This is a genomic window from Vibrio sp. Y29_XK_CS5 (assembly GCF_024181835.1).
Taxonomy (GTDB): Bacteria; Pseudomonadota; Gammaproteobacteria; order Enterobacterales; family Vibrionaceae; genus Vibrio; species Vibrio harveyi.
The window spans coordinates 1946204-1967124 of the sequence record NZ_JAMZAM010000001.1; the positions used below are offsets into that span (position 1 = coordinate 1946204).

At 45.9% G+C, this 20921-nt stretch carries 19 protein-coding genes; 7 read left to right on the plus strand and 12 right to left on the minus strand.

Annotated elements, in window-relative coordinates:
- Position 1: 1 nt before the first annotated feature.
- The 4 genes from NL647_RS08705 to NL647_RS08720 all read right to left on the minus strand — a co-directional run bounded on the left by NL647_RS08705 (position 2) and on the right by NL647_RS08720 (position 5132).
- Complete coding sequence (locus NL647_RS08705) at positions 2-991, minus strand: carbohydrate ABC transporter permease (RefSeq protein WP_005448995.1); 990 nt, start codon at positions 989-991, stop codon at positions 2-4.
- A gap of 60 nt (positions 992-1051) precedes the next feature.
- Positions 1052-2299, minus strand: a complete 1248-nt coding sequence (locus tag NL647_RS08710; RefSeq protein WP_005448993.1) for an ABC transporter substrate-binding protein — start codon at positions 2297-2299, stop codon at positions 1052-1054.
- Positions 2300-2321: 22 nt separating this feature from the next.
- Positions 2322-3326 (minus strand): LacI family DNA-binding transcriptional regulator, encoded by a 1005-nt coding sequence (locus tag NL647_RS08715; protein ID WP_005448990.1) that lies wholly within the window; start codon positions 3324-3326, stop codon positions 2322-2324.
- 480 nt (positions 3327-3806) lie between these two features.
- A complete protein-coding gene (locus NL647_RS08720; protein ID WP_005448989.1) occupies positions 3807-5132 on the minus strand; it encodes a carbohydrate porin in 1326 nt (441 codons plus the stop codon).
- 446 nt (positions 5133-5578) lie between these two features.
- On the opposite strand from NL647_RS08720, the gene NL647_RS08725 reads away from it, so the two are divergent.
- A complete protein-coding gene (locus NL647_RS08725) occupies positions 5579-6769 on the plus strand; it encodes a GGDEF domain-containing protein (protein WP_005448988.1) in 1191 nt (396 codons plus the stop codon).
- 51 nt (positions 6770-6820) lie between these two features.
- Here the strand turns inward: NL647_RS08725 and NL647_RS08730 are convergent, their stop codons facing one another.
- Entirely contained in the window at positions 6821-7102 is a 282-nt protein-coding gene (locus NL647_RS08730) for a hypothetical protein (RefSeq protein ID WP_005448987.1), read from the minus strand.
- A gap of 141 nt (positions 7103-7243) precedes the next feature.
- On the minus strand, positions 7244-7528 hold the full coding sequence (locus NL647_RS08735) for a pyrimidine/purine nucleoside phosphorylase (protein ID WP_005448986.1): 285 nt from the start codon (positions 7526-7528) through the stop codon (positions 7244-7246).
- 220 nt (positions 7529-7748) lie between these two features.
- Here NL647_RS08735 and NL647_RS08740 point away from each other — a divergent pair, with 220 nt between their 5' ends.
- A complete protein-coding gene (locus NL647_RS08740; protein ID WP_009696613.1) occupies positions 7749-8252 on the plus strand; it encodes a DUF2850 domain-containing protein in 504 nt (167 codons plus the stop codon).
- Between the two features lie 348 nt (positions 8253-8600).
- Complete coding sequence (locus NL647_RS08745) at positions 8601-11141, plus strand: glycosyl hydrolase family 18 protein (protein WP_253650004.1); 2541 nt, start codon at positions 8601-8603, stop codon at positions 11139-11141.
- Between the two features lie 119 nt (positions 11142-11260).
- On the opposite strand, the gene NL647_RS08750 is transcribed toward NL647_RS08745, so the two are convergent.
- Together NL647_RS08750 and NL647_RS08755 are read right to left on the minus strand one after the other, a co-directional pair.
- Positions 11261-12115 carry an alpha/beta fold hydrolase gene (locus NL647_RS08750; RefSeq protein ID WP_253650005.1) on the minus strand — a complete coding sequence of 285 codons (855 nt, stop codon included), beginning with the start codon at positions 12113-12115 and terminating at the stop codon, positions 11261-11263.
- 122 nt (positions 12116-12237) lie between these two features.
- Positions 12238-12828 carry a TetR/AcrR family transcriptional regulator gene (locus tag NL647_RS08755; RefSeq protein WP_005448982.1) on the minus strand — a complete coding sequence of 197 codons (591 nt, stop codon included), beginning with the start codon at positions 12826-12828 and terminating at the stop codon, positions 12238-12240.
- A gap of 253 nt (positions 12829-13081) precedes the next feature.
- On the opposite strand from NL647_RS08755, the gene NL647_RS08760 reads away from it, so the two are divergent.
- Positions 13082-14107, plus strand: coding sequence for an acyltransferase (locus tag NL647_RS08760; RefSeq protein WP_253650006.1), 1026 nt, complete (start codon positions 13082-13084; stop codon positions 14105-14107).
- Between the two features lie 420 nt (positions 14108-14527).
- Positions 14528-15958, plus strand: coding sequence for a sodium:proton antiporter NhaD (gene nhaD / locus NL647_RS08765; RefSeq protein WP_009696610.1), 1431 nt, complete (start codon positions 14528-14530; stop codon positions 15956-15958).
- 26 nt (positions 15959-15984) lie between these two features.
- On the opposite strand, the gene NL647_RS08770 is transcribed toward nhaD, so the two are convergent.
- Positions 15985-16380: a GFA family protein gene (locus NL647_RS08770; protein WP_154202984.1), complete on the minus strand. Its 396-nt coding sequence runs from the start codon at positions 16378-16380 to the stop codon at positions 15985-15987.
- 157 nt (positions 16381-16537) lie between these two features.
- Here NL647_RS08770 and NL647_RS08775 point away from each other — a divergent pair, with 157 nt between their 5' ends.
- The gene (locus tag NL647_RS08775) at positions 16538-16702 is read left to right on the plus strand and encodes a hypothetical protein (RefSeq protein ID WP_253650007.1); all 165 of its coding nucleotides are present in this window, start codon (positions 16538-16540) and stop codon (positions 16700-16702) included.
- 243 nt (positions 16703-16945) lie between these two features.
- Here NL647_RS08775 and NL647_RS08780 read toward each other — a convergent pair whose 3' ends face one another.
- Together NL647_RS08780 and NL647_RS08785 are read right to left on the minus strand one after the other, a co-directional pair.
- Positions 16946-18679: a hypothetical protein gene (locus NL647_RS08780; protein WP_172581209.1), complete on the minus strand. Its 1734-nt coding sequence runs from the start codon at positions 18677-18679 to the stop codon at positions 16946-16948.
- A 9-nt stretch (positions 18680-18688) separates the two neighbouring features.
- Complete coding sequence (locus tag NL647_RS08785) at positions 18689-19153, minus strand: CesT family type III secretion system chaperone (protein ID WP_009696607.1); 465 nt, start codon at positions 19151-19153, stop codon at positions 18689-18691.
- A gap of 541 nt (positions 19154-19694) precedes the next feature.
- On the opposite strand from NL647_RS08785, the gene NL647_RS08790 reads away from it, so the two are divergent.
- Positions 19695-20303, plus strand: a complete 609-nt coding sequence (locus NL647_RS08790) for a YitT family protein (RefSeq protein ID WP_005448966.1) — start codon at positions 19695-19697, stop codon at positions 20301-20303.
- A 151-nt stretch (positions 20304-20454) separates the two neighbouring features.
- Here the strand turns inward: NL647_RS08790 and NL647_RS08795 are convergent, their stop codons facing one another.
- Entirely contained in the window at positions 20455-20904 is a 450-nt protein-coding gene (locus NL647_RS08795) for a DUF302 domain-containing protein (protein WP_005448963.1), read from the minus strand.
- Positions 20905-20921 lie beyond the last annotated feature (17 nt).

Consider the following 20921-nt stretch of genomic DNA (forward strand, 5'->3'; position numbering starts at 1 on the left):
CTTATTGCTCCCCTAGACCTTTCTTACCGAAGAAGAAGAATTGAACCGCTGTACAGCCTGCAATCAAGGTAAAGAGCAGCCACGAAATCGCTGACGCTGTACCCATCTCTAGCCATTCCCAGCCCACTTTGTAGAGGTACATTGAGATGGTTAAACCAGACTGACCTGTACCACCCGTACCACGCGTTAGAACGAAGGGTTCTTCGAACAACTGCAAGTTACCGATGATGGTCATGGTGACCGCAAAGAAGATGAATGGACGAATCATTGGTAGTGAAATGCTCCAGAATCGACGCCATGCGTTTGCACCATCCATACGAGCCGCTTCTAGGATGTCTTTAGGAATCGTCATCAAACCAGTGGTGTATAGCACGATGTTAAAACCGGTGTATTTCCAGAACACCATAATGGCGATAGAAGGCTTCACCATGGTTGCGTCATCTAACCAACGGATTGGCTGGAAGTCGTTCACCCAAGAGAATGCCCAACCAAATAGTGTGCTGTCTGCCAATGCCATTAAGCTTTGGTTGATGATCCCTGAGTTTGGCGAGTACATGTTGAAGAAGATAAGTGACGCAGCCACCGTTGACGTAATGAACGGCAGGAAATAAGCCGACGTCAACCAATGACGAAAACGGTCACCCAAAGACACCAGAATGTACGCCACAGGCAGAGCAACCAAGTGCTGCGCTACACCAGACGTAATGGCTAGCCAAAGGGTGTTCTTCAATGAGCGCCACAGCCACGGGTCAGTCAGAGCAATATGGTAGTTCTCTAGCCCGACGTAATCCATCGCACCCAAACCTTCGACTGGGTTCCACTCATGGAAAGAAAGAAAAATTGAAAACAGTAACGGGAAGATCCCGAAAACAGAAAAAATAATCAAAAACGGCAATAGGAATCCATACGGTGTAAGCGCTTTCAAACTTAGACGAGAAAAAATGCTCTCACGTTGTGATGTTTCCATAACCTTGCTCGCTGCATGATTCATAGTAACGACCTCTACTCAGGAGGGCGATTTGCCCTCCTTGCTTACCAAATGGCGAAATGCTTACAAATTACGGGTGCGGCGCTTAATCATGCGTTCCGCTTCTTTCAATGCCGTTTCAATGTCTTTGCCTTCATCCAGCACTTCCATCAGTGCGTTTTCTAGGATGATAGAGCGAGCAACGTGGTCGCCTTTTGCTGGTGCCACTGGCTTGATGTTTTGTGCCACCTCAGCAAACAATAAGCGCGCTTGCTGCCCACCAAGGAACTCGACTTTCTCTTCAAACATAGGGTCGTCGTAAGTTGTTGTGTTTGCAGGGAATGCTGCGATAGTTTCGAAGTGTTTAAGCTGAATATCGCGACGAGTTGTCATGTATTCGATCAGCTTCCACGCTTCGTCTTGATGCTTAGATTGGGTTGGAATCGATAGGAATGAGCCACCCCAACTACCGTAAATACCATCAGGAAGGTTAGATACACCCCAGCTACCTGCAGTCTCAGGAGCAATCCAGTTGTTTAGGTGACCAAGTAGCCAAGCCCCCGAAAGCTGAGTAGCAAATGTGCCGTTACGGAAGCCTTCGTACCATTCGTTTGACCACGCAAGAATACGACCATCTAAACCTTTATCACGAATCTCTTTCGCCACTTCAAACGCGTGCACAAAACGCTCAGAGGTCACGACTGGGTTGCCATCTTTATCGAAGTATAGACCTTCACCTTCTGGCACTGTGGTAAAGATAATCGCTTGTGCCACATCCGCAGCAGACGCGATCAGTTGAACGTTTTGTTGCTTCAGCTTTTCACCCGCCGCAATATAAGAGTCCCAATCTTTGATCGCTTCATTGATATCAATGCCCGCTTTTTCAAAAATGTCAGTGCGGTAGTACATCACACCCGGACCTAAATCGACTGGCATACCATACACATCGCCATCTGCACCTTTACCTTGTGCCCATGCATAAGGCGCAAAGTTTTCTGCGTATTTGTCTGCACCATAGTTTTCAGACAGATTAACTAAGCCGCCAGACGCCACAAATGGACCGATTTTTTCTACATCAACAACAATCACATCACCTGCGCCAGACCCCGTCGCCAAGTTGGTTGTCAGCTTGGTATGGTGGTCACCGTGGTTATTCATTAGGTAATCCACTTTAATGCCAGTTTCCTTCTCGAAATCCGGTAGCAGCACTTTCAAGCTACTATCAAAATCAGGGAAACCATCGAAGCGAATTTTGGTTTCATCAGCCGCATTTACCGTTGCAGCAACACCCAAAGCAGCGGTCATGGCAAGCGTCAAAGTTTTCAGTTTCATGTTGTTGTCCTTAATTATCGTTTTATAGGGTATGCAGTTCCTTGACTGAACTTCTTGGCACCAAGCTTGGCGACAATTTGAAGTTCACATCTCGTTTATTTTTATTGAGAATTTGAATCACGAGCTGGACAGCTTCAGCGCTCATTTGCTCAATAGGGAAGTTAACTGTGGTTAGGGCTGGCGTGAGGTAACGTGCAAATAAAATGTCATCAAACCCCACCAAAGAGATTTGCTCCGGAACGTTGACACCATTGGCTTTCAGCACTTCGTAAGCACCAAACGCCATATGATCATTACACGCAAATACAGCAGTAAAATGACAATCGCGCTTCAACAGTTTACGCATTGCGCTTTCCCCTGATTCTTCGGTAAAACCGGCCTCGGACACCAACGCTTCGTCATACTCGATTCCCGCTTCTTCAAGAGCCTTGCGGTAACCTTGTAGACGCCCCCGTGCGTCAGATTTGTCCAGAGGACCGGTGATACACGCTATGTTGCGATGCCCCATTCGCAACAAGTATTCGGTCGCCAACTGACCACCAAATTCGTTATCGATCTCAATACAGCATTGCGCCATTTCTGGAATAAAGCGATTCACTAGTACCACCGGAATGCCTTTTTCTTTAAGATCGATTAAATAATCATCCGTCAGGTTTTGTGCATGCAAAATGATGGCATCCACGCGTCGTCCAAGCAGAAATTCCACTGACTCACGCTGGCTTTGCTCAGAGTTTGAACCTGCAGTCACCACCACGTGGTAACCGAAACGGCGCAGACGCTCTTCCATGCTGTGCAAAATGCCAGAGTAAAATGGACCACCAAGCTCTGGCACGATGATGCCAATACTGCCAGTGCGACTAGACGCCAAAGCCTGAGCGATTGAGTTTGGACGATAGCCAAGTTCTTGAATCGCTTTCTCGACTTTCAGCTTCTTATCGTGACTTACACGGCTAGTGCCATTGATCACACGAGAAACCGTTGCCTGAGAAACCCCTGCGTATTCAGATACATCTTTAATCGTCGCCACAAGAAACCTCTTCCACCTGAGCATCAAGATTCAATTTTGCTTCGAGATGCATTTCTCGAAACCGCTTTCATGGCAGCTAGTATTTCTTATCCACTAGGGTGTTATCGTGAGAGAAATCACACCGAAATCCCTTTAGATTCGGGCAATATCGGAAAAAATGAAGCGGTAGGCAGTTTCCTTTCACGCCATGAAACTGTTTCATGAAACGGTCATTTCACGCTCAAATGAGATTCAATAAAGGCATTGATTTCACAACTCTTTAATAAAGATCTCTGCGCAGTTTTTAAAGCATAGAAACAAAAAAAGAGCCGCAAATGCGGCTCAAAATAGGGTCAATAATGGACTGTACGGTGTTCACTGGCTGCAATGAACGCCATGACTAAATAGAGAGAGTTAAGAAATAAATCAGTGGTAGAGACCTAATAAATCTGCCTTCAGTACCTACCACTGTTACATGGACAGTAATTAATTAGACTCGGTTTACCACCAAGCTTCCCACATAGCACCTACGCTAAATGTGTCTTGCTTAGGGTCATTGTTGGTTGCTTTGTTGTCGACCTCACCTGCCGTCGCGTAGAAGCGGAGCATCGGACGAGCGCCAGCGCCCCAATCAAACGAGATATTTTGCGATAGCGTCACTTTCCAGCCTGTGTTGTCATCATCGGCACGTGCGTAATCAACCATTTGGTAACCCGCTTCTAGCCAAGTTGAGTGAACATCATTCCAGAAGTACATAGGACGGACGATAGCACTGTAGTTAGTACGCTCATCTTCAAGCTTGTTTGAACCGTCAATTGAGTAATCGTGGTATGCCAATAGGTATTCAACCGCAGCGTTTTCACCAAGGTTTGCATTACCTTCAAAGCTTGCGTAAATAGTTGTTAAGTCTTCTGTTTTCCAGAATACGCCGTTGTCAGCGTTATCAGAATAACGCAACACTAAACGGTTTGATCCGCTGTCGTGTGCACGAGAAATCACCGCACCCAGCTGGTAAGCATCAATGTGTTCTGAGCTCTCAATTGCTTCTGAATCAAAACCATAGTTCGCGTAAAGCTCTAAATCAGCAAAGCCCATATCAATGCCGTGCAGTTTAGATGTGAATGCATACGCACCGCTATCACCCGTTCCAGAGCCACCAGTACAAGAGATTGAAGGGTTTGATCCCGGAGTGATTTCCGGGTTACAGCTTTCAACCGAAGCAACCACACCAAGGTCAAGTTTGACGGAACCAAGCTCAAGGTTGTTGATACCGCCACCTTGACCATCGTGCATCATCCAAAAGTAATCGTTGATGCCCTGTTGTGGACGCTGATGGAAATCACGACCAGCCCAAATGTAAGCGTTCGGCTGACTCTCTAGTACATTCGTAACGCCTGCATAAGCCTTTTTCAGGTTCACTTCGTCACCCCAGTGATCGAACATCACCACAACATCCCAGATTGCGCCACTGTCATTCTTAAATGCTTTAGCTAACTGGAATTCACCGCCATTGCCTTCGTTACCTAATCGACCAATAGCGGATGAGCCGTTAAAAGAGCCATCAACCATCACGTACTTTTGGTCGCCCCCTTGGTAGTGAGCACCGTAACGAGCATAACCAGAGAACACAACGCCATAAGGAATCTCAATGTCCGGCGTTAATACCGCTGGTTGTTGGTCATCGACATAAGTTGGGTCAATGCGTTTCTCCAGTTCTTGAATACGTTTTTCCAAAGCTTCTACATCAGAATCGGCAGCAAAAGTAGAAAGAGAAGCAAGCGAAGTGGCCACTGCAAGAGTGAGAGGTAAAACCTTTAAGTTTTTCATGTGATTTCCCTAAGTTTTTGTAGGTGTAATTATTTCAATAGGGATCTTAAGGAATGAAACGTTTGAAAAGTCGCTACTGCTTCACATGGCACAAGCACTCGAAATGACATGAAACAACGCATGAAACTAGCGCCGTATTTTGTTAATTAAAATCATAATGTTATTAGATTCTAATTTGTCATTCATATTTTGAAATCGCTTTCATTTCACAGAAATGTTTAAGAATAATCACGTTAATTTGTTCAAAATAAGCGCAATTCATACTTGGTTTTTTGAAAGTTTTCATAATCCTGAAAACTTTCACAGGTCGTAAATTTCTTACAAATTCAATAACTCACATTCATGCCAAACATGATTCATATCACAATTAAACGTATTGCTATTCCATGTAGTACTAAATTACCACCTAGAATAGGCATTAAATAATTCTAAAGTAGGGATACACAATGTCGAAATTGGCCGGAGCACGCCTAGAGGAAATGGCGGATATCCGATCGACAAGAAAAAAGAAGATTGTATTTCTCTGTTCCAGCATTGCGACGGCATTTTTAGCCTATGGCTCTGTGCTGCATTACTTTGAAGGGAACTGGGGGCTTAGCTTTTTAATTGGTCTGTGTGCTGTGGCATGTTTAGCCATCAGTTATTTAATTAAAGTACGTGGGCATCATCAATACGCAGATTTACTGCTCACCGCGGTATTGATGTTCGATGGTTTACTACTGCTGCTCTATAACGACGCGCCATCCGGCAGGTTGCTTTGGCTCTACCCCATTGTGGCTGCCATTATTCTAATTAATGAATTTAAGGTCGGCTTACTATTCAGTGTCAGTTACACACTCATCATTTTTTTTGGTTTAACTTTTCTAGAAAGTGTTCCCACTGCAAGTGAAATGACTGAGCGTCGCTTTATGTTCACCTTAGTGGCGATCTGCTTTGTGTGCCATACGTTTTCTTATTACTACTCAAAAGTGGTTAATTACATCCAAACTCTCTATCGAGAAGGGATTGAAGAACTCGCTTATCTCGATCAATTGACAGGCTTAGCGAATCGCTGGAGTTTTGAAACTTGGGCTCGCGCCAAGCTAGAGGAGCTAGATCAAACCCATAGTAATACGGTTACCGCATTGGTCTTCCTTGATATTGATAACTTCAAACACATCAATGATAACTATGGTCATGATGTGGGTGACCGCGTACTAAAACACTTCGCGACACGCTTGAAAAACAACATTCGCAACAAAGACCGAAAGACAGACAAACACGATTATTCGATCGCTCGCTTTGCGGGTGATGAGTTTGTACTCATGCTCTACGATGTGCGCTGTAAAAAGGACTTAGACACCATCATGGATCGCATCGTCAATCTATTTAAAACTGGCTATCAATCGGAAGACACGATTAATGAGCTTACAATGAGCATTGGCGTTGCCATCTATCATCAGGATGCGAATGACCTATCTGAGCTGACTCGTTGTGCGGATAAAGCCATGTACGCGGCAAAGCACACGGGTAAAAACCAGTACGCCTATTATGAGCATTGCTCGCATGCAGAAGAGTTACGCCATCAAAGACATTCGCTTGTTGGCGCAATGGGAAGTGAAAATGTGACCTCGTTACAACGCGATGCCAGTTTATAACGACCAATTGCTTAGCATCATAGCAAGTGCAAATGGTCGTTATCACACATGTTAAGCAAACATGTACATCGCCCATAAACCGCCGAGCAAAAACGTAATCAACCAAATCACTTGGCGTGTTTTACTTGGTTTATCCTCTCTAGGACGAATAACGGGTTTCAGTGCCCGTTCCTTAATTTTTCCGACCAGACTGTTTTCAATCGCTCGTTTATAGAAAGCACGACGCTTTTGTGCCGCATTCGCAACTTTCGTGAAACGGTGCCTTTGCTCTGTCGTAAATTCCGTCGCCTCAAAGCGAGGAGGGAGATCAGAATGTTTAGGTTGTACTGCCATCACTTCCTCCTTGTTGATGGTTGCACCTGTATTAAGTATATACAAAGTTATCAGTTTGTTGTTAAAAAACGTTTGTATCTGAACAACATGCATGAAAAAAGCCACCCAAAAGGTGGCTTTTATCTCAATTCTATTTAGTGCTTAGAGGTACTCACATAAGTACGCGGTCGCGTCTTTCACTTGCAGTTCGAATGATGAATTACCTTCAACTTCGAAGAACTCACCACTATTGTAGGTGACCCAATCCACTTCACCCGCTTTCTTTACGATCAACGCACCTTTAACAACACTCATACGCTCCGGCGCTTGTGTGCCGAACGTGTATTCACCTGGTAGCATTACGCCAACACTGACATCCTGCCCTTGTTGACTAAAACCTAGTGACTTTACGCCACCAGCAAAATAACTGTTTTCCTTAATACTCATTATTGGTTTCCTTATCAAAAATCAGCTCTTTTTTACCCTGTTTCGGTTTACGACTCAAGTCTCTAAATGGGTCTTTGTTGAAAGAGCAAATTCTCAATAACTATGTTTCGGAATGTAAAAGTGGACATCAGATCATAGTTTCACCGTCTCAAAAGCTAGATTGTTTGTTTTTGTAGCTCAAGCTTCTCACCATAATAAAAAAGGAAGGTAAGTAGGAATCATGACCACCACTGCGCGCAGGAAAAGGAAACAGAAGCCAGAACCGCAACCCTCATTTTGGGCTCGTCATCAGTTCAAAATCATTAAAGGGGGCTTTGCTGTTTTAGGTTGCTCGTTGATTAGTGTGCTTGGTTACCAGTTGTACGCATCTTACTTAGATTACATCGACCCAAACAAAATCTACGGTGAATGGATAGAGATCGGTGCGCCACCTTATCAAACCGAACAGCTTTCTTTTACACCCGAAGGTGTCTTTCGCAACCATCGCCTTATCGCCACTCAATTCGAGTTTGATGGCAAAGTCGTCACACTGAACACCGGGCTTGGCAAAACTGAGTACCAAATCTCAGGGTCTCATCTCTCTCCACAGATACGACGCATTGAACCTCGACTCCCTGACCAACGCTTTATCCTAAAAGGCTTCGAACACACGGTTCAGGGCTCAGAAACTGGCGCAGCTTCCAAACGCAGAGCAGCGTTGAGCGAACACTTCAGTCGCAAATAACCTCCTTTTCAACGCTACCTCTATGTCGTAACTCTTTCTGTTTCATCAGAAAAGTTTAATTTCACTCGCAAAATAACCCCTACGGACTGAGTAAGCGATTAATTAAATACATGCAAAATATTTATAAAATCTTGGCTCAATATTGTATTTTCTATGCAAAACTATGTTTCTTGTAGTGAGTTTTGTGTAACACGGTCGAATCTTGATTTATTTTTTTTTGAAAAAAAATAAGCCTCTGAAATGCTCAAAGGGATGCTTTTGCACAGTGTGTGAATTGATTGTCTTTTCTGTCGCAAGAGCAGCTTATGTTCCTAAACGAGCATGAATTCAAGGATTGAGAGAGAAGTTATGATTCGATTTAACCTATGTGCAGCTGGGGTTGCCCTAGCACTATCTGGCGCTGCAAACGCGGCTCCAACCGCACCAAGTATCGATATGTACGGTTCCAATAACCTTCAATTTTCTAAAATTGAATTGGCAATGGAAACCACATCTGGCTACAACGACATGGTCAAATACCATGAACTGGCTAAGATCAAAGTGAAATTTAACCAGTGGAGTGGCACATCTGGCGACACTTACAACGTCTACTTTGACGGTGTAAAAGTGGCAACAGGCGCTATCACTGGCAGTCAAACCACGGCTTCATTTGAATATGGTCAAGGCGGCTTGTACCAAATGGAAATCGAAGCGTGTGACGCAACAGGTTGTTCTAAAAGCGCTCCGGTAGAAATTACCATTGCAGATACAGACGGCTCACACTTGAAGCCTCTGACGATGAATGTTGATCCGAACAACAAGAACTACAACACCGATCCAAGTATCGTGATGGGTACTTATTTTGTTGAATGGGGCATCTACGGTCGTGATTACACTGTCGACAACATGCCAGTTGATAACCTAACTCACATCCTTTACGGCTTTATCCCAATTTGTGGTCCAAACGAATCAGTAAAATCAGTTGGTGGTAACAGCTTTAATGCACTGCAAACGGCATGTCGTGGTGTGAATGATTACGAAGTGGTTATCCATGACCCGTGGGCTGCTTATCAGAAGAGCTTCCCTCAAGCAGGTCATGAATACAGCACGCCAATCAAGGGTAACTACGCAATGCTAATGGCGTTGAAACAACGTAACCCGGATCTAAAAATTATCCCATCTATCGGTGGTTGGACACTTTCTGACCCATTCTACGACTTCGTTGATAAGAAGAATCGTGACACGTTTGTCGCGTCAGTTAAGAAATTCCTGAAAACTTGGAAATTTTACGACGGCGTAGATATTGACTGGGAATTCCCTGGCGGCGGCGGCGCTGCAGCAGATAAGGGTGATCCTGTAAACGATGGTCCTGCATACATTGCATTGATGCGTGAACTACGTGTAATGCTAGATGAACTTGAAGCAGAAACAGGTCGTACTTACGAGCTAACTTCAGCAATCGGTGTTGGTTACGACAAGATTGAAGACGTAGATTACGCAGACGCGGTTCAGTACATGGACTACATCTTTGCGATGACTTACGACTTCTACGGCGGCTGGAACAACGTTCCTGGTCACCAAACTGCTCTTTACTGTGGCTCATTCATGCGTCCTGGTCAGTGTGATGGCAGCGGCGTGGATGAAAACGGCGAACCGTACAAAGGTCCAGCATACACTGCAGATAACGGTATCCAGCTTCTTCTAGCGCAAGGTGTTCCTGCAAATAAACTGGTTCTTGGTACAGCGATGTATGGTCGTGGTTGGGAAGGTGTAACACCTGATACGCTAACAGATCCAAATGACCCAATGACCGGTACTGCAACAGGCAAACTGAAAGGCAGCACAGCTCAAGGTGTTTGGGAAGATGGCGTAATCGACTACAAAGGTATTAAGTCATTTATGCTAGGTGCGAACAACACTGGCATCAACGGCTTTGAATACGGCTATGATGCGCAAGCAGAAGCACCTTGGGTGTGGAACCGTTCGACTGGTGAGCTAATCACATTTGACGATCATCGTTCTGTGTTAGCGAAAGGCAACTACGCAAAATCTCTAGGTCTAGCAGGTCTATTCTCTTGGGAGATTGATGCAGATAACGGCGACATCCTTAATGCAATGCACGAAGGTATGGCTGGCGGCGTCGTTACCCCACCAAACCGTAAACCAACGGCAGCAGCAGGCGCAGACCAAGCAGTAACAGGTCCTGCAAGCGTTGTGCTTGATGGCAGCAACTCAACTGACTCTGACGGTACAATCGCAAGTTACGCTTGGGAGCAAGTATCAGGTACTGCAGTCGTTCTATCTGGCGCGAACACAGCAACAGCAAGCTTTGATGCGGTAGAAGTCGCAGCTGAAGAGCAACTAACGTTTAAGCTGACCGTAACAGATAACGAAGGCGCAACGGCTTCTGATCTTGTTGTAGTCACCGTTAAGCCAGCAGGCGTGATTGATCCACCAAACACAGCGCCAGTTGCACAGGTTTCTGCACCAGCAATGGCAAGCGCTGGTGACGTGGTTGTGATTGATGCTTCAGCTTCTAGCGATGCTGACAACGACACACTAACGTTCGATTGGACGCTACCACAAGGTCTAAATGCTACGGTCAACGGTGCGAAAGTAACGTTCACAGCAGCAGAATACCCACAAGACACAAGCTTAAGCTTCACAGTAAGCGTAAGTGATGGTCAAGCAGTATCAACTGCAAGTGCAACCGTTGTTGTAGCGAAGCACAGCACAGGCGGTGGTACTTGTACTAACGCATGGGATGCAACGGCAGTTTACACTGGTGGTGATCAAGTGACTTACGCAGGTAAAACTTGGGAAGCGAAATGGTGGACTCAAGGTCAAGATCCTAGCAAGTCTGGCGAATGGGGTGTTTGGAAAGAAGTTGGTCCAGCTAACTGTAACTAAACACTGCTAAGGTGTTGTTATTCAGCACCTACCGCTATCAAAATTGTAAAATAGAAAAGGACAGCATCAGCTGTCCTTTTGTTATTCTAGATTTTGATTCACAAGCGCCATCGCTACGATCAACGAGCGTCAACTAAACGGTCAAAGCTCTGGAATACCTCATCACACTTCATGACGCGACCATGACCCTGCCCTTGCGTCGTCACCAATTCGACTCGCTCAATCTCATTAGCAGCTTTCGCAGATACACCGTGTTTGGTGAATTTGTCTTGTTCATCATGAACAATGATAGTTTTTGCTTTTCGCTCAGCGAGACGCTTTTCAGGGTCAATGGATTGCAATGGGTAACCAAACTGCTCTTCCACTTCCGAAACCACGGCTTTGAATAGCTTCATTGAATAACCCGAACGCGCAATGCTGCCAAACAAGTTTTCTACGTAGTTAAGCACAGGCGCAATCAACAGCAATGGCTTGTTTTCTAATTTGCTGTGACGACATTCTAACGCCGACGCAGTACCCATACTGTGCCCCACCAAACCTGCAACATCATCAACAGAATCCAACACGTCCTCTAGACCACGAACAAACCCCGGGATATGCCCATACTGACCATCACTTTCACCATGAGCAGGGTGATCGTAAGCCAAAGCGGTGTAACCCGATGCGGCGATGTGCTCCATCAACGGATAGAACTGACTTGCTGTCCCCGACCAACCGTGAGTCAGCACCCATACCGGACCATTACCAAGCTGATAAGTTTTGATTGCACCAGCATGACCTTGTACTTCACTTTTAATCAGTCCCTGTGGCTCTGTATTTTTAGGCTGAGTACGTGCTGGGGTAAGCAACAGCTTACGCGCGGTCTTTTTTGCATGTGACGGTGCCAACGTATGGTGCAAACGCGTACTGATGTTGACCAAGCTACGCTTAACACTGAAGCGCTGCGAAGTATTGAAGTAGATTTTCTCACTCATGATCTTTTCCTTAACTATCAGCTTTGCACAAAATAGAACGGTCGTGCTTTTTACACTGATAAGAAAGAGCGCTCTATGTCGCTCTTCATTATGAATCTCGTACTATGCCCGCTACCGCGGGGCTAGCGCTTCCATCGAATAAATAAATTATCGATGCCTTGCCAAAACAATCTCTGGCTCTCTTCTTGCCCTTTAATCGAATAAAACACGTGCGCACTTAAATACTGCCCGTATAAATCAAAGGTCGCTTGTCGCGTATCTAAATCGGCGACAAACTCTTGGTTCTCTTTGCCTTTCTTGATTTGAATTTCAAGATAATTCAGCCAAGTATCAATCGATTTACGTAATGCAGCTTGCAACGCACAGCCTTCTTCTGCAGTGTCGTTCCAAGCATCAAGGAACATACAGCTACCTTGAAAAGAGTGATTCCACGTCATCCAAGTGTCCAACAGACCACGTACTTTACGTTCGATATTGCTGTCACCCAACTCACGCGCAGGCGCAATAACCCGCTCTGCGAATACTTGATTGGCAAACTCCAACACCGATAGTTGAAGGTTCAACTTGGAATTGAAGTGAGCAAACAAGCCACTTTTCGACATGCCACACTGCTTCGCCAACTCACCTATAGTGAGACTTTCCAACCCGTTTTCACTCGCCAGTTGGAATGCACGCTGCAATATCAGCTCTTTGGTTACTTTTCCTTTTTTCATAAATACATTTTTAGCACGGTCGTACTTTTTTACAATCTAAAGTTTACTGGTCAAACCAATGTATACCCTCTGACACACTCACGATCGCAATACATTGAGCAACTCAATGAATACGAATTTTCGAAATTTGAGATGGGTCTGAATTTCACAAACTGGTTACTATCAATTGCACATGAGTTGATTTTTTACCGCGATGAGCAAGCTATTAGCTGTTAATTTCTCAGCGATTTTTCACTTTTTTAGGTAAGTATTTATGGCAACCACAAAGAAAATTGCCAGTTTAGAGTTCGCCCGCATCATCGCAATGTTCGCGGTCGTTGGGCTTCACTGTCAAATGGCACTCACGTACTGGCAATGGGATGAGGTACCTTGGGTTGGGTATATGCTTAACCAATTGGCTCGCTTTGCTGTACCACTGTTTTTCCTCATCTCCGGTTATCTAATCCAGCCTAAACTCAGCGCAAATCCCGTTGAAACACTGAAAAACTACGCTAAGCCCTTGCTTAAGATATGGCTGGTTTGGAGTGCGATTTGTCTGTTAATGCCGTTCCGTTGGCAAGTGGTTGCGGAGGCAAGCTATCTCACTGAGCGACAAGGCTATTTGGGCTACCTGATGTCGAACCCAATTAACTCGCTGTTAGAAGGCGGCTTAGTTCATTTGTGGTTCATTCCTGCACTTGTGATTGCCGTCGCTATCATTGCATTGCTGGTTCGCGTTGGCATGGCGCAGTTGCTGCTCCCGACGGCAATATTGTTGTACGTCTATGGGGTACTCGCAGGCAGTTACATCACACTGACTGAGCTACCAGCGCCCTTCTTTACTCGCAATGGTCCGTTCTTCAGCACATTGTTGGTTGTGCTTGGTTACTTAGCGAGACAACACCAGTGGCAATGGTCTCGTAATAACACCATTCGCTTGATTTTGGTTGGTATGGCACTGCACTTTGCCGAAGCCTATTATTTGATGAACGACGAGATCGCTTTTAATTCACACGACTTCTTATTTGGCACTGTGATCTGGTCTTTAGGCGTATTCATGTGGCTTCTTGCCCATCCAAACTTTGGCAATATGCCATGGGTGTTTAAGTGGTCACCGAGCATTTTAGGTATCTACGTGAGTCATTTGCTGGTGATCATCATCATGATGAACGTGGCAGGTATATTAGGGCTAGAAAACTTAGCTAAAGACGCCTTTATTTACCCAGCAACCATTGTGGTAACCCTGCTGCTTGTAAAAGGCATTGAAGCTACGCCGCTGAAAAAACTATTACTGCGCTAAATCCATTCAGCACTATGTATGGTCTGCACTACCACTTTTTGGCTAGTGCAGACTTTATAAAAATGAGAGCTCTCTCTCACTCACCAAAATTATCATTTCTAATACTTTGTAATTTGCTTTCACTCACAAAAAACATTGTTCATTTACTTTAGATTTATCCGACATCAACAAAATGCTCATTAAACGGAGGCGGTATGTGGGCAGGTCAGGGACTCGTTCCTTTTTTAGAAATTAGCCATTGGTTAACCTATGGTTTATACGCTGCAGTAATCCTATTTGGCGCGGCGAGCATTGCGTCACTCAGAAAGTAGTGGCGCAAGCTACATCAATTCAAAACTCCTACCGTTAATTCGAGCTTACTCACACTTAACCTATTAATATGTGGCTAAAATTTCTCCAGTCAGACAAGGAGAAATGTCTATGCCAATCTACCCAATTGTCGCGTTTTGCTGTTTGATATTTTCTAGCTCCACGTTTGCAGCTGCGACCAGTGAACTTAACCTCGTCAATTCCACCGTCGGCTATGCCGCACTGATTTTCTTCACCATTGCCTACATTCTGGTAATGCTGGAAGAATACCTACAAATGCGAAAATCCAAGCCTGTACTGCTCGCCGCGGGATTAATCTGGATTTTAATTGGCTATACCTTTGCCCAACACAACCAAGCTGACGTTGCTAAAGCCGCACTGGAACACAACCTTTTGGAATACGCTGAACTTTTATTGTTCCTATTAGTGGCGATGACCTACATCAATGCGATGGAAGAACGCAGACTGTTTGATGCACTGCAAGCGTGGATGGTTGGCAAAGGTTTTGATTTCAAAAAGTTATTTTGGCTCACAGGTAGTCTTGCATTTGTGATTTCTCCTATTGCCGATAACTTGACCACAGCGCTATTAATGTGTGCAGTAGTGATGAAAGTTTCTGGCGACAACCCAAGATTTGTCAATCTTGCCTGTATTAACATCGTCATTGCCGCAAACGCTGGCGGCGCATTCAGCCCATTTGGCGATATTACGACTCTGATGGTTTGGCAGGCAGGACACGTCAGCTTTGCTGAGTTTATGCCGTTGTTTGTACCTTCTCTAATCAACTACGTCATACCTGCATTCATCATGTCGTTGTTTGTACCAAACACAAAGCCAGATACGGTTCATGAGCACATCGAACTGAAACGTGGTGCAAGACGTATCGTTGGCTTGTTTATCCTGACCATTGCAACAGCGGTTTCCTTCCACGCCGTTTTACACTTCCCTCCAGTGGTCGGCATGATGATGGGACTCGCTTATCTGCAATTTTTTGGCTACTTCCTGCGAAAAACACTCAAACATTCTCTTGCCAAAAAAGCCGCAATGGCGATTGCCAACGGGGATGACTACGCACTGAAACGTCTGGGTTCTGTTGTACCATTTGATGTCTTCCATCGTGTGTCTCGCGCCGAGTGGGACACCTTATTGTTCTTCTACGGCGTAGTGATGTGTGTTGGCGGTTTGAGTTTGCTTGGCTATCTCGAACTGGTTTCCAACGTGATGTACACCGAGTGGAATCCAATTTGGGCGAACGTCATGGTGGGGATACTTTCTGCCATTGTCGATAACATTCCAGTGATGTTTGCTGTGTTAACGATGGACCCAAGCATGTCGATGGGTAACTGGTTGTTGGTGACACTAACAGCAGGCGTTGGCGGTAGCTTACTGTCGATTGGTTCTGCTGCTGGCGTAGCTCTCATGGGCGCTGCGAGGGGGCAATATACTTTCTTTGGTCATCTCAAATGGGCACCAGTGATTGCTCTTGGGTACGCAGCGAGTATTGCCGCGCACCTTTGGATGAATGGCAGCTTGTTCACTTAAACTGCCTTAATCCATCGGAATAATTCTTATCGGTCTGATGGATGGTTCACGCCATCCATCACCTCTATCTCTCCCAGTTCATACGGATTTACGCCCTCTAAGCAGCCAACGTTATAGCCATATTCACTCGGATTAGAGCGGCGCTGATGGTGAGTGTAGATGCCACATTCTCCACAGAAGAAATGCTTAGCTGTGTTGGTATTAAACTGATAAATCTTGAGTACTTCCTCACCTTGAGTGATACGAATTCCGTTCAACGGTACCGATGCTACAATCGCACCGCGACGTCGGCACATGGAACAATCACAGCGTCGAGGCTTCTCGATTCCATTCGGTAATGACAGTTCGATTTGCACTTTTCCACAATGACAAGAAAGCTTATGCAAAGGCTGAATTGTCGTACTACCCACTTGTTTAATCATGATTTTTCCTTGTTCCTTCCCTGTACACCTAAAGTGTGTTGTTCTTTCATGATGTTTTTTTGAGCTGCATGGTAAGGAGGTATCATGAGCAAAAAACACTCCAAATCATGCCTAGACTAATGTAACTGATAAGCGGTGGGGAAAACCACTTCAGCTTATGAAGAGCACCGACCGTGTATACAACAAGCCCAAACATAGAATGACCTTCGAAGACTATACCGACTTCACACAGGCATTCCCTAGCATGATTTATCTGCAGCGTTTAGTGAGTGGAGCGCTGTTTATCGTCACTCCAATCACTGGTCCAACAACGTTGTTTTAACCTGCTTATTCAATGAATTAGCCAAGAATTCAGATTACGAGAGGGGGTGCTGATGGCTGGATTGTTAAAGCTCATCAACACAGTACTGGTGCTGCACCAAGGGGCAGTGAATGTATTGGAAAAGCCGAGTGTATGGTTCAGCGAAAGTGACCTGGGTATAGATTTCGGGAAGGTTGCCCGAGCTAGAAAGAAGAGGTAGAGCGTGCTGACCATATAAAGTTCAACACGCTCAAGGGGGTTCAGTTACTTAGTGAGCATCTCAGCCTTAACAGCCTGCCACGCTTTATGCTCGGGTGTGGTCAGGTGGATAGGACCAAACGTACGCTCTGGGATGATTTTATCACTCAGCCTTTCTACCTCTCTGGCCACAAAGCTGCTAAACCAGATCTGATTAGGCATTCCGGGCCAATACTCGGTGAGCTGCTGACGCAGATTATCCAGCTCGTTCAGGCGACCTTTGATCTCGTTCAGCGCCTGATGCTGTGGTTTAAACAGCAACCGGGTGAACCAGTTTGAAGAAGCCTTCTCCATGTTGGTGACTTTATCTCTAAGTTCTGTCAGCGCCTGCTTTACAGGAAGCCGGGTAACCGGAAGGCCTTTCTCTCTGATCTCTGCTGTTATCGGCAACTGCTCTAGGTTGAGTTCTATCTCTCCGGCAAGACCGCGGTTTTCTCCGCTGACAGCTTTGACCATATCCCGCAGTTGCGTTAGTGATTCGTCACCGTGCAGCGGGGCGCTGGTCATTCTGGTTATAGGGACCGAGCGGAACTCTAGCTCCGGCCAATTTGTTCTGGCGTGCGCCTGCAGATGACGGGCGAGTTTAACCCGAGCCATCAAAGCGGGCTGTTGATCCCGAGAGAGTTTGATCTCTTTGGTCAGCGCGGCTTTTTCACGTCTCTCAAGTATCAGAAGCTTTTGTTGTTCGGCCTTTTCTGCGGCTTTAATCGCCTCATCACTCGGCGCGCGAGTTGTCAGCCGGTTGCTGCTGTCCCACTTCAGGTAGTGGCGCAGTGCGCCAGTTTCACTCTGCACCGCTTTTTTGACCAGATTTACCAGGCTGCTTGAGCCAGCAGAAAAACGGGTATCAAAGCCCCGGTGACCTTTAAGCAGCGCTTCGAGAAATCCTTTCAACTCCTGGCGATCTTTAGGACAACTCAGCTTCATTTCGCCGTTTGCCACATTTAAGAAACGGCTGAGCATGGGATCGCCGCTTTCCAGTTGCGTTTTCAGTTTCTCCTGGTGTGAGGCCGCTTTCTTGCCAGTGAGCAGGTAGTCGGACAGTATCTGGTTGATACCGTCTGAGATCATATTACGTTCACTGGAAGTAAATTTAATCTCAGTTTTCGGTGGCTCGACAGCAGGAGCCGGCGCGTTTTTTGGCGCTGCTTCAGCTTTTGTTTCCTGAGGCTTAGCTTTGGTTGTCTGCTCCGCTTTAGTCACCGCTTCGGCAGGCAGTGTTTTAGCGGCTTTTACCTTGCCGTGAGAAAGGCGCAGGTACGAGCCCAGAATATTGTCTTTGCTCTCTAAAGGTCGGGTTAACGCTTTATACATAGAGCCGAACCTTGAGTGACCTTCTAGCATCAGGTTAAACATTTCTGCCAGTTTTTGCGGCGAGCGGGGCAGTCTGATGACCCTGACTTTTTCCTGATCATCTATGGTGATCCGTCCCTTGATCTCTTCCATCTCACAATATCCGCGCAGAAACTCGCCATGCTTCTCCGGTTTATTGTCTACGTATTGTTGCAGTGCGCTGCTAAAAGCTTTGGCAAGTGGCGTGAGATCCTCATCATGGATGCGAGGCGCACTCTGCAAACCTACAGGGTTCTGGCTTAGCGGCTCACTCATACTCTGTGTTGAATGCGCAGCCCCCGGAAGTTCTGATTTAGATTTTTCCAGTTTCGGCGCCTGTTTCGGTGCACTCTGGTGTACCTGAGAGACACCTTTAAACAAGGTGTTGAGAAGTTTAGTTACCGGCATAATGACTCCTTAACCTTTTAACAGGTGCGCGTCGCAAAACAGAGAAGGTGCTTTAGCCTCTTCCTTTAAAGGGGCTTGAAGAGCGTTTCTGGCATCAGTCGCTGTGGTAATAAAGTTGCCAAGCAGGTTCGCCAGTAGTTCCAGCTCCAACCCTTCAATCGGGTGCTGGTAGCGCAGCAGAACCTGATCGCCTTGCGGACTCAGGGCGTAGTGTGCCTGACGCAAGACGGGATTTTCAAAGTTGTGCTTAAGAAGACGGGTCAGGTGACGCTCTCTCTGCACCTCCGACAGAGCCCCTAATTCTGCAAGAAACTGAAGGTGGTTGCTTCCCGCTGCCATATCGATTGCCAGCTCGATGCCTTCTTCAGTCAGCAGTGCACAACGTCCAAAGTTATCAAGCTCTAAGCAGTCCAGTTGCCAAGTGTTACCCAACTCGAGAAGCAGGTTGTTCAGAAAGGTTTGGTCGGCCGTCATCAGCACCTCCAGATACAGTCGGGGAATGAGTGTTCAGACTACCGCGCATGCAAGGGGAATTTCTTTCATTATTAGGCAAGGTTTTTTAGGTTTATTAAGCAAACGCTGATGCCAGTGGGCGCGCTATTTGACCGTTTATCGCAAGCCTGCTGTTGCGCTGGATACATAATATTGCGGCTCTGCAGCTTGGTACTTACCTCTACTCACCCTGGATATCAGAGACGCTGGCTAAAGGCGTGTTAGTTCTTGTGCTGGTGCGCAGCGGACTTGTAATGCGGAAGCAAGGAAAGGTAGTAAGGTGGTTGCCGATGCGCTGTTGAACAAAATACGTACAGCAAAGAGCAACATGCCCTAGCTTAATGTGTAAAGTCTGTTAAACAGTTAACATCCGCGCAATCTAGGTCGAAAACTCGACATCAATCACTTTTCACGACATTTTATTCAGCGGTTTATCACTATTTGGTTGGCGTTTTGCTAACCGCATCCGTTTTGGTTTCGTTCTTACAGCTAAAACGGCTTTAATACCAAGGAAAATACTTTTATGGATAAAGATCATAGCCTTAGAGAAAACCTCTTGGCCTTGACGCTCGGTAGTGCGTTGGTGTCACTTGGGGTTATCTTCTTCAGCAAGGTGGGATTGCTCACTGGCGGAACGGCCGGTTTGGCGATCTTCCTTACCAAAGTCAGCGACTTCAGTTTTGGCCAGATATTCTTCGCACTGAACCTGCCGTTCTACATTCTCTCTGTGATGCGCATGGGTTGGCGTTTTACCATCAACACTTTTATTGCGGTTTCGATCGTGTCTTTTGCGGTAGACCATTTGCATCATGTGATTGAGATTTCTCGTATTGAGCCCGTGTACGCAGCGCTACTCGGTGGTGGTTTGATTGGCATGGGCATGCTGGTAATTTTCCGCCACAAGATGAGTTTAGGTGGCTTCAACATCTTGGCGCTTTTTCTTCAGGAACGCTTTGGTATTCGAGCAGGTAAAGTACAAATGGCTCTGGACTGCACCATCGTAGTGATGTCGCTGTTTATCGTTGATGTTTACTTGATTGCTCTTTCTGTACTTGGCGCTGTGGCGACCAACTTGATCTTGGCGATGAACCACAAACCAGGGCGTTATCAGCCCAAGCCGCAGCCAGTATAAACGCAATAAACGGCGAACTTAGTCTTAGCGTTCAACAGCAGCTAAAAATAAAATCCCCGAGCAATATATCGGGGATTTTTGTTTTCAAAATTAATATAGATGATAGCGTCGTAAGCTTAGATAGCGATGATAAGCCCCTATTCTTCAAGCACTATTTTGCCGCTGCACCGGTTAGCTTACTGAGTACACCACTCACCTTCGTCAGCACTTCATCACACCCTTCAATACCGTGGCGCTCTTTTAGATACATTGGGTTGTTGTAAGCAAGCCATGTCTTACCTTCTGCATCCTCATAAACCAGCACTTTTTGCGGTAAATCAATCGCCACTTCTTGTGCACATTGCATCAATGGCGTCCCTACTTTTGGGTTGCCAAACACGATCACTTCTGTTGGTCGTAGCGTCATATCGACCTTCGCCGCATTCTCTTGATGGTTCACGCGAGCAAACACATTCAACCCTTTACCCTGAGCAATCTGAACAAATTTATTCGCTGTATCTTGCACCGAATGTTGGCTTGCAACGCGGATAACACTCTCTTCTGCTAGGGTCGAAAATGACGCCAGAGCAACAACCAACCCAACTGTGATTACTTTTACCATCTGCCAATTCCTTATTT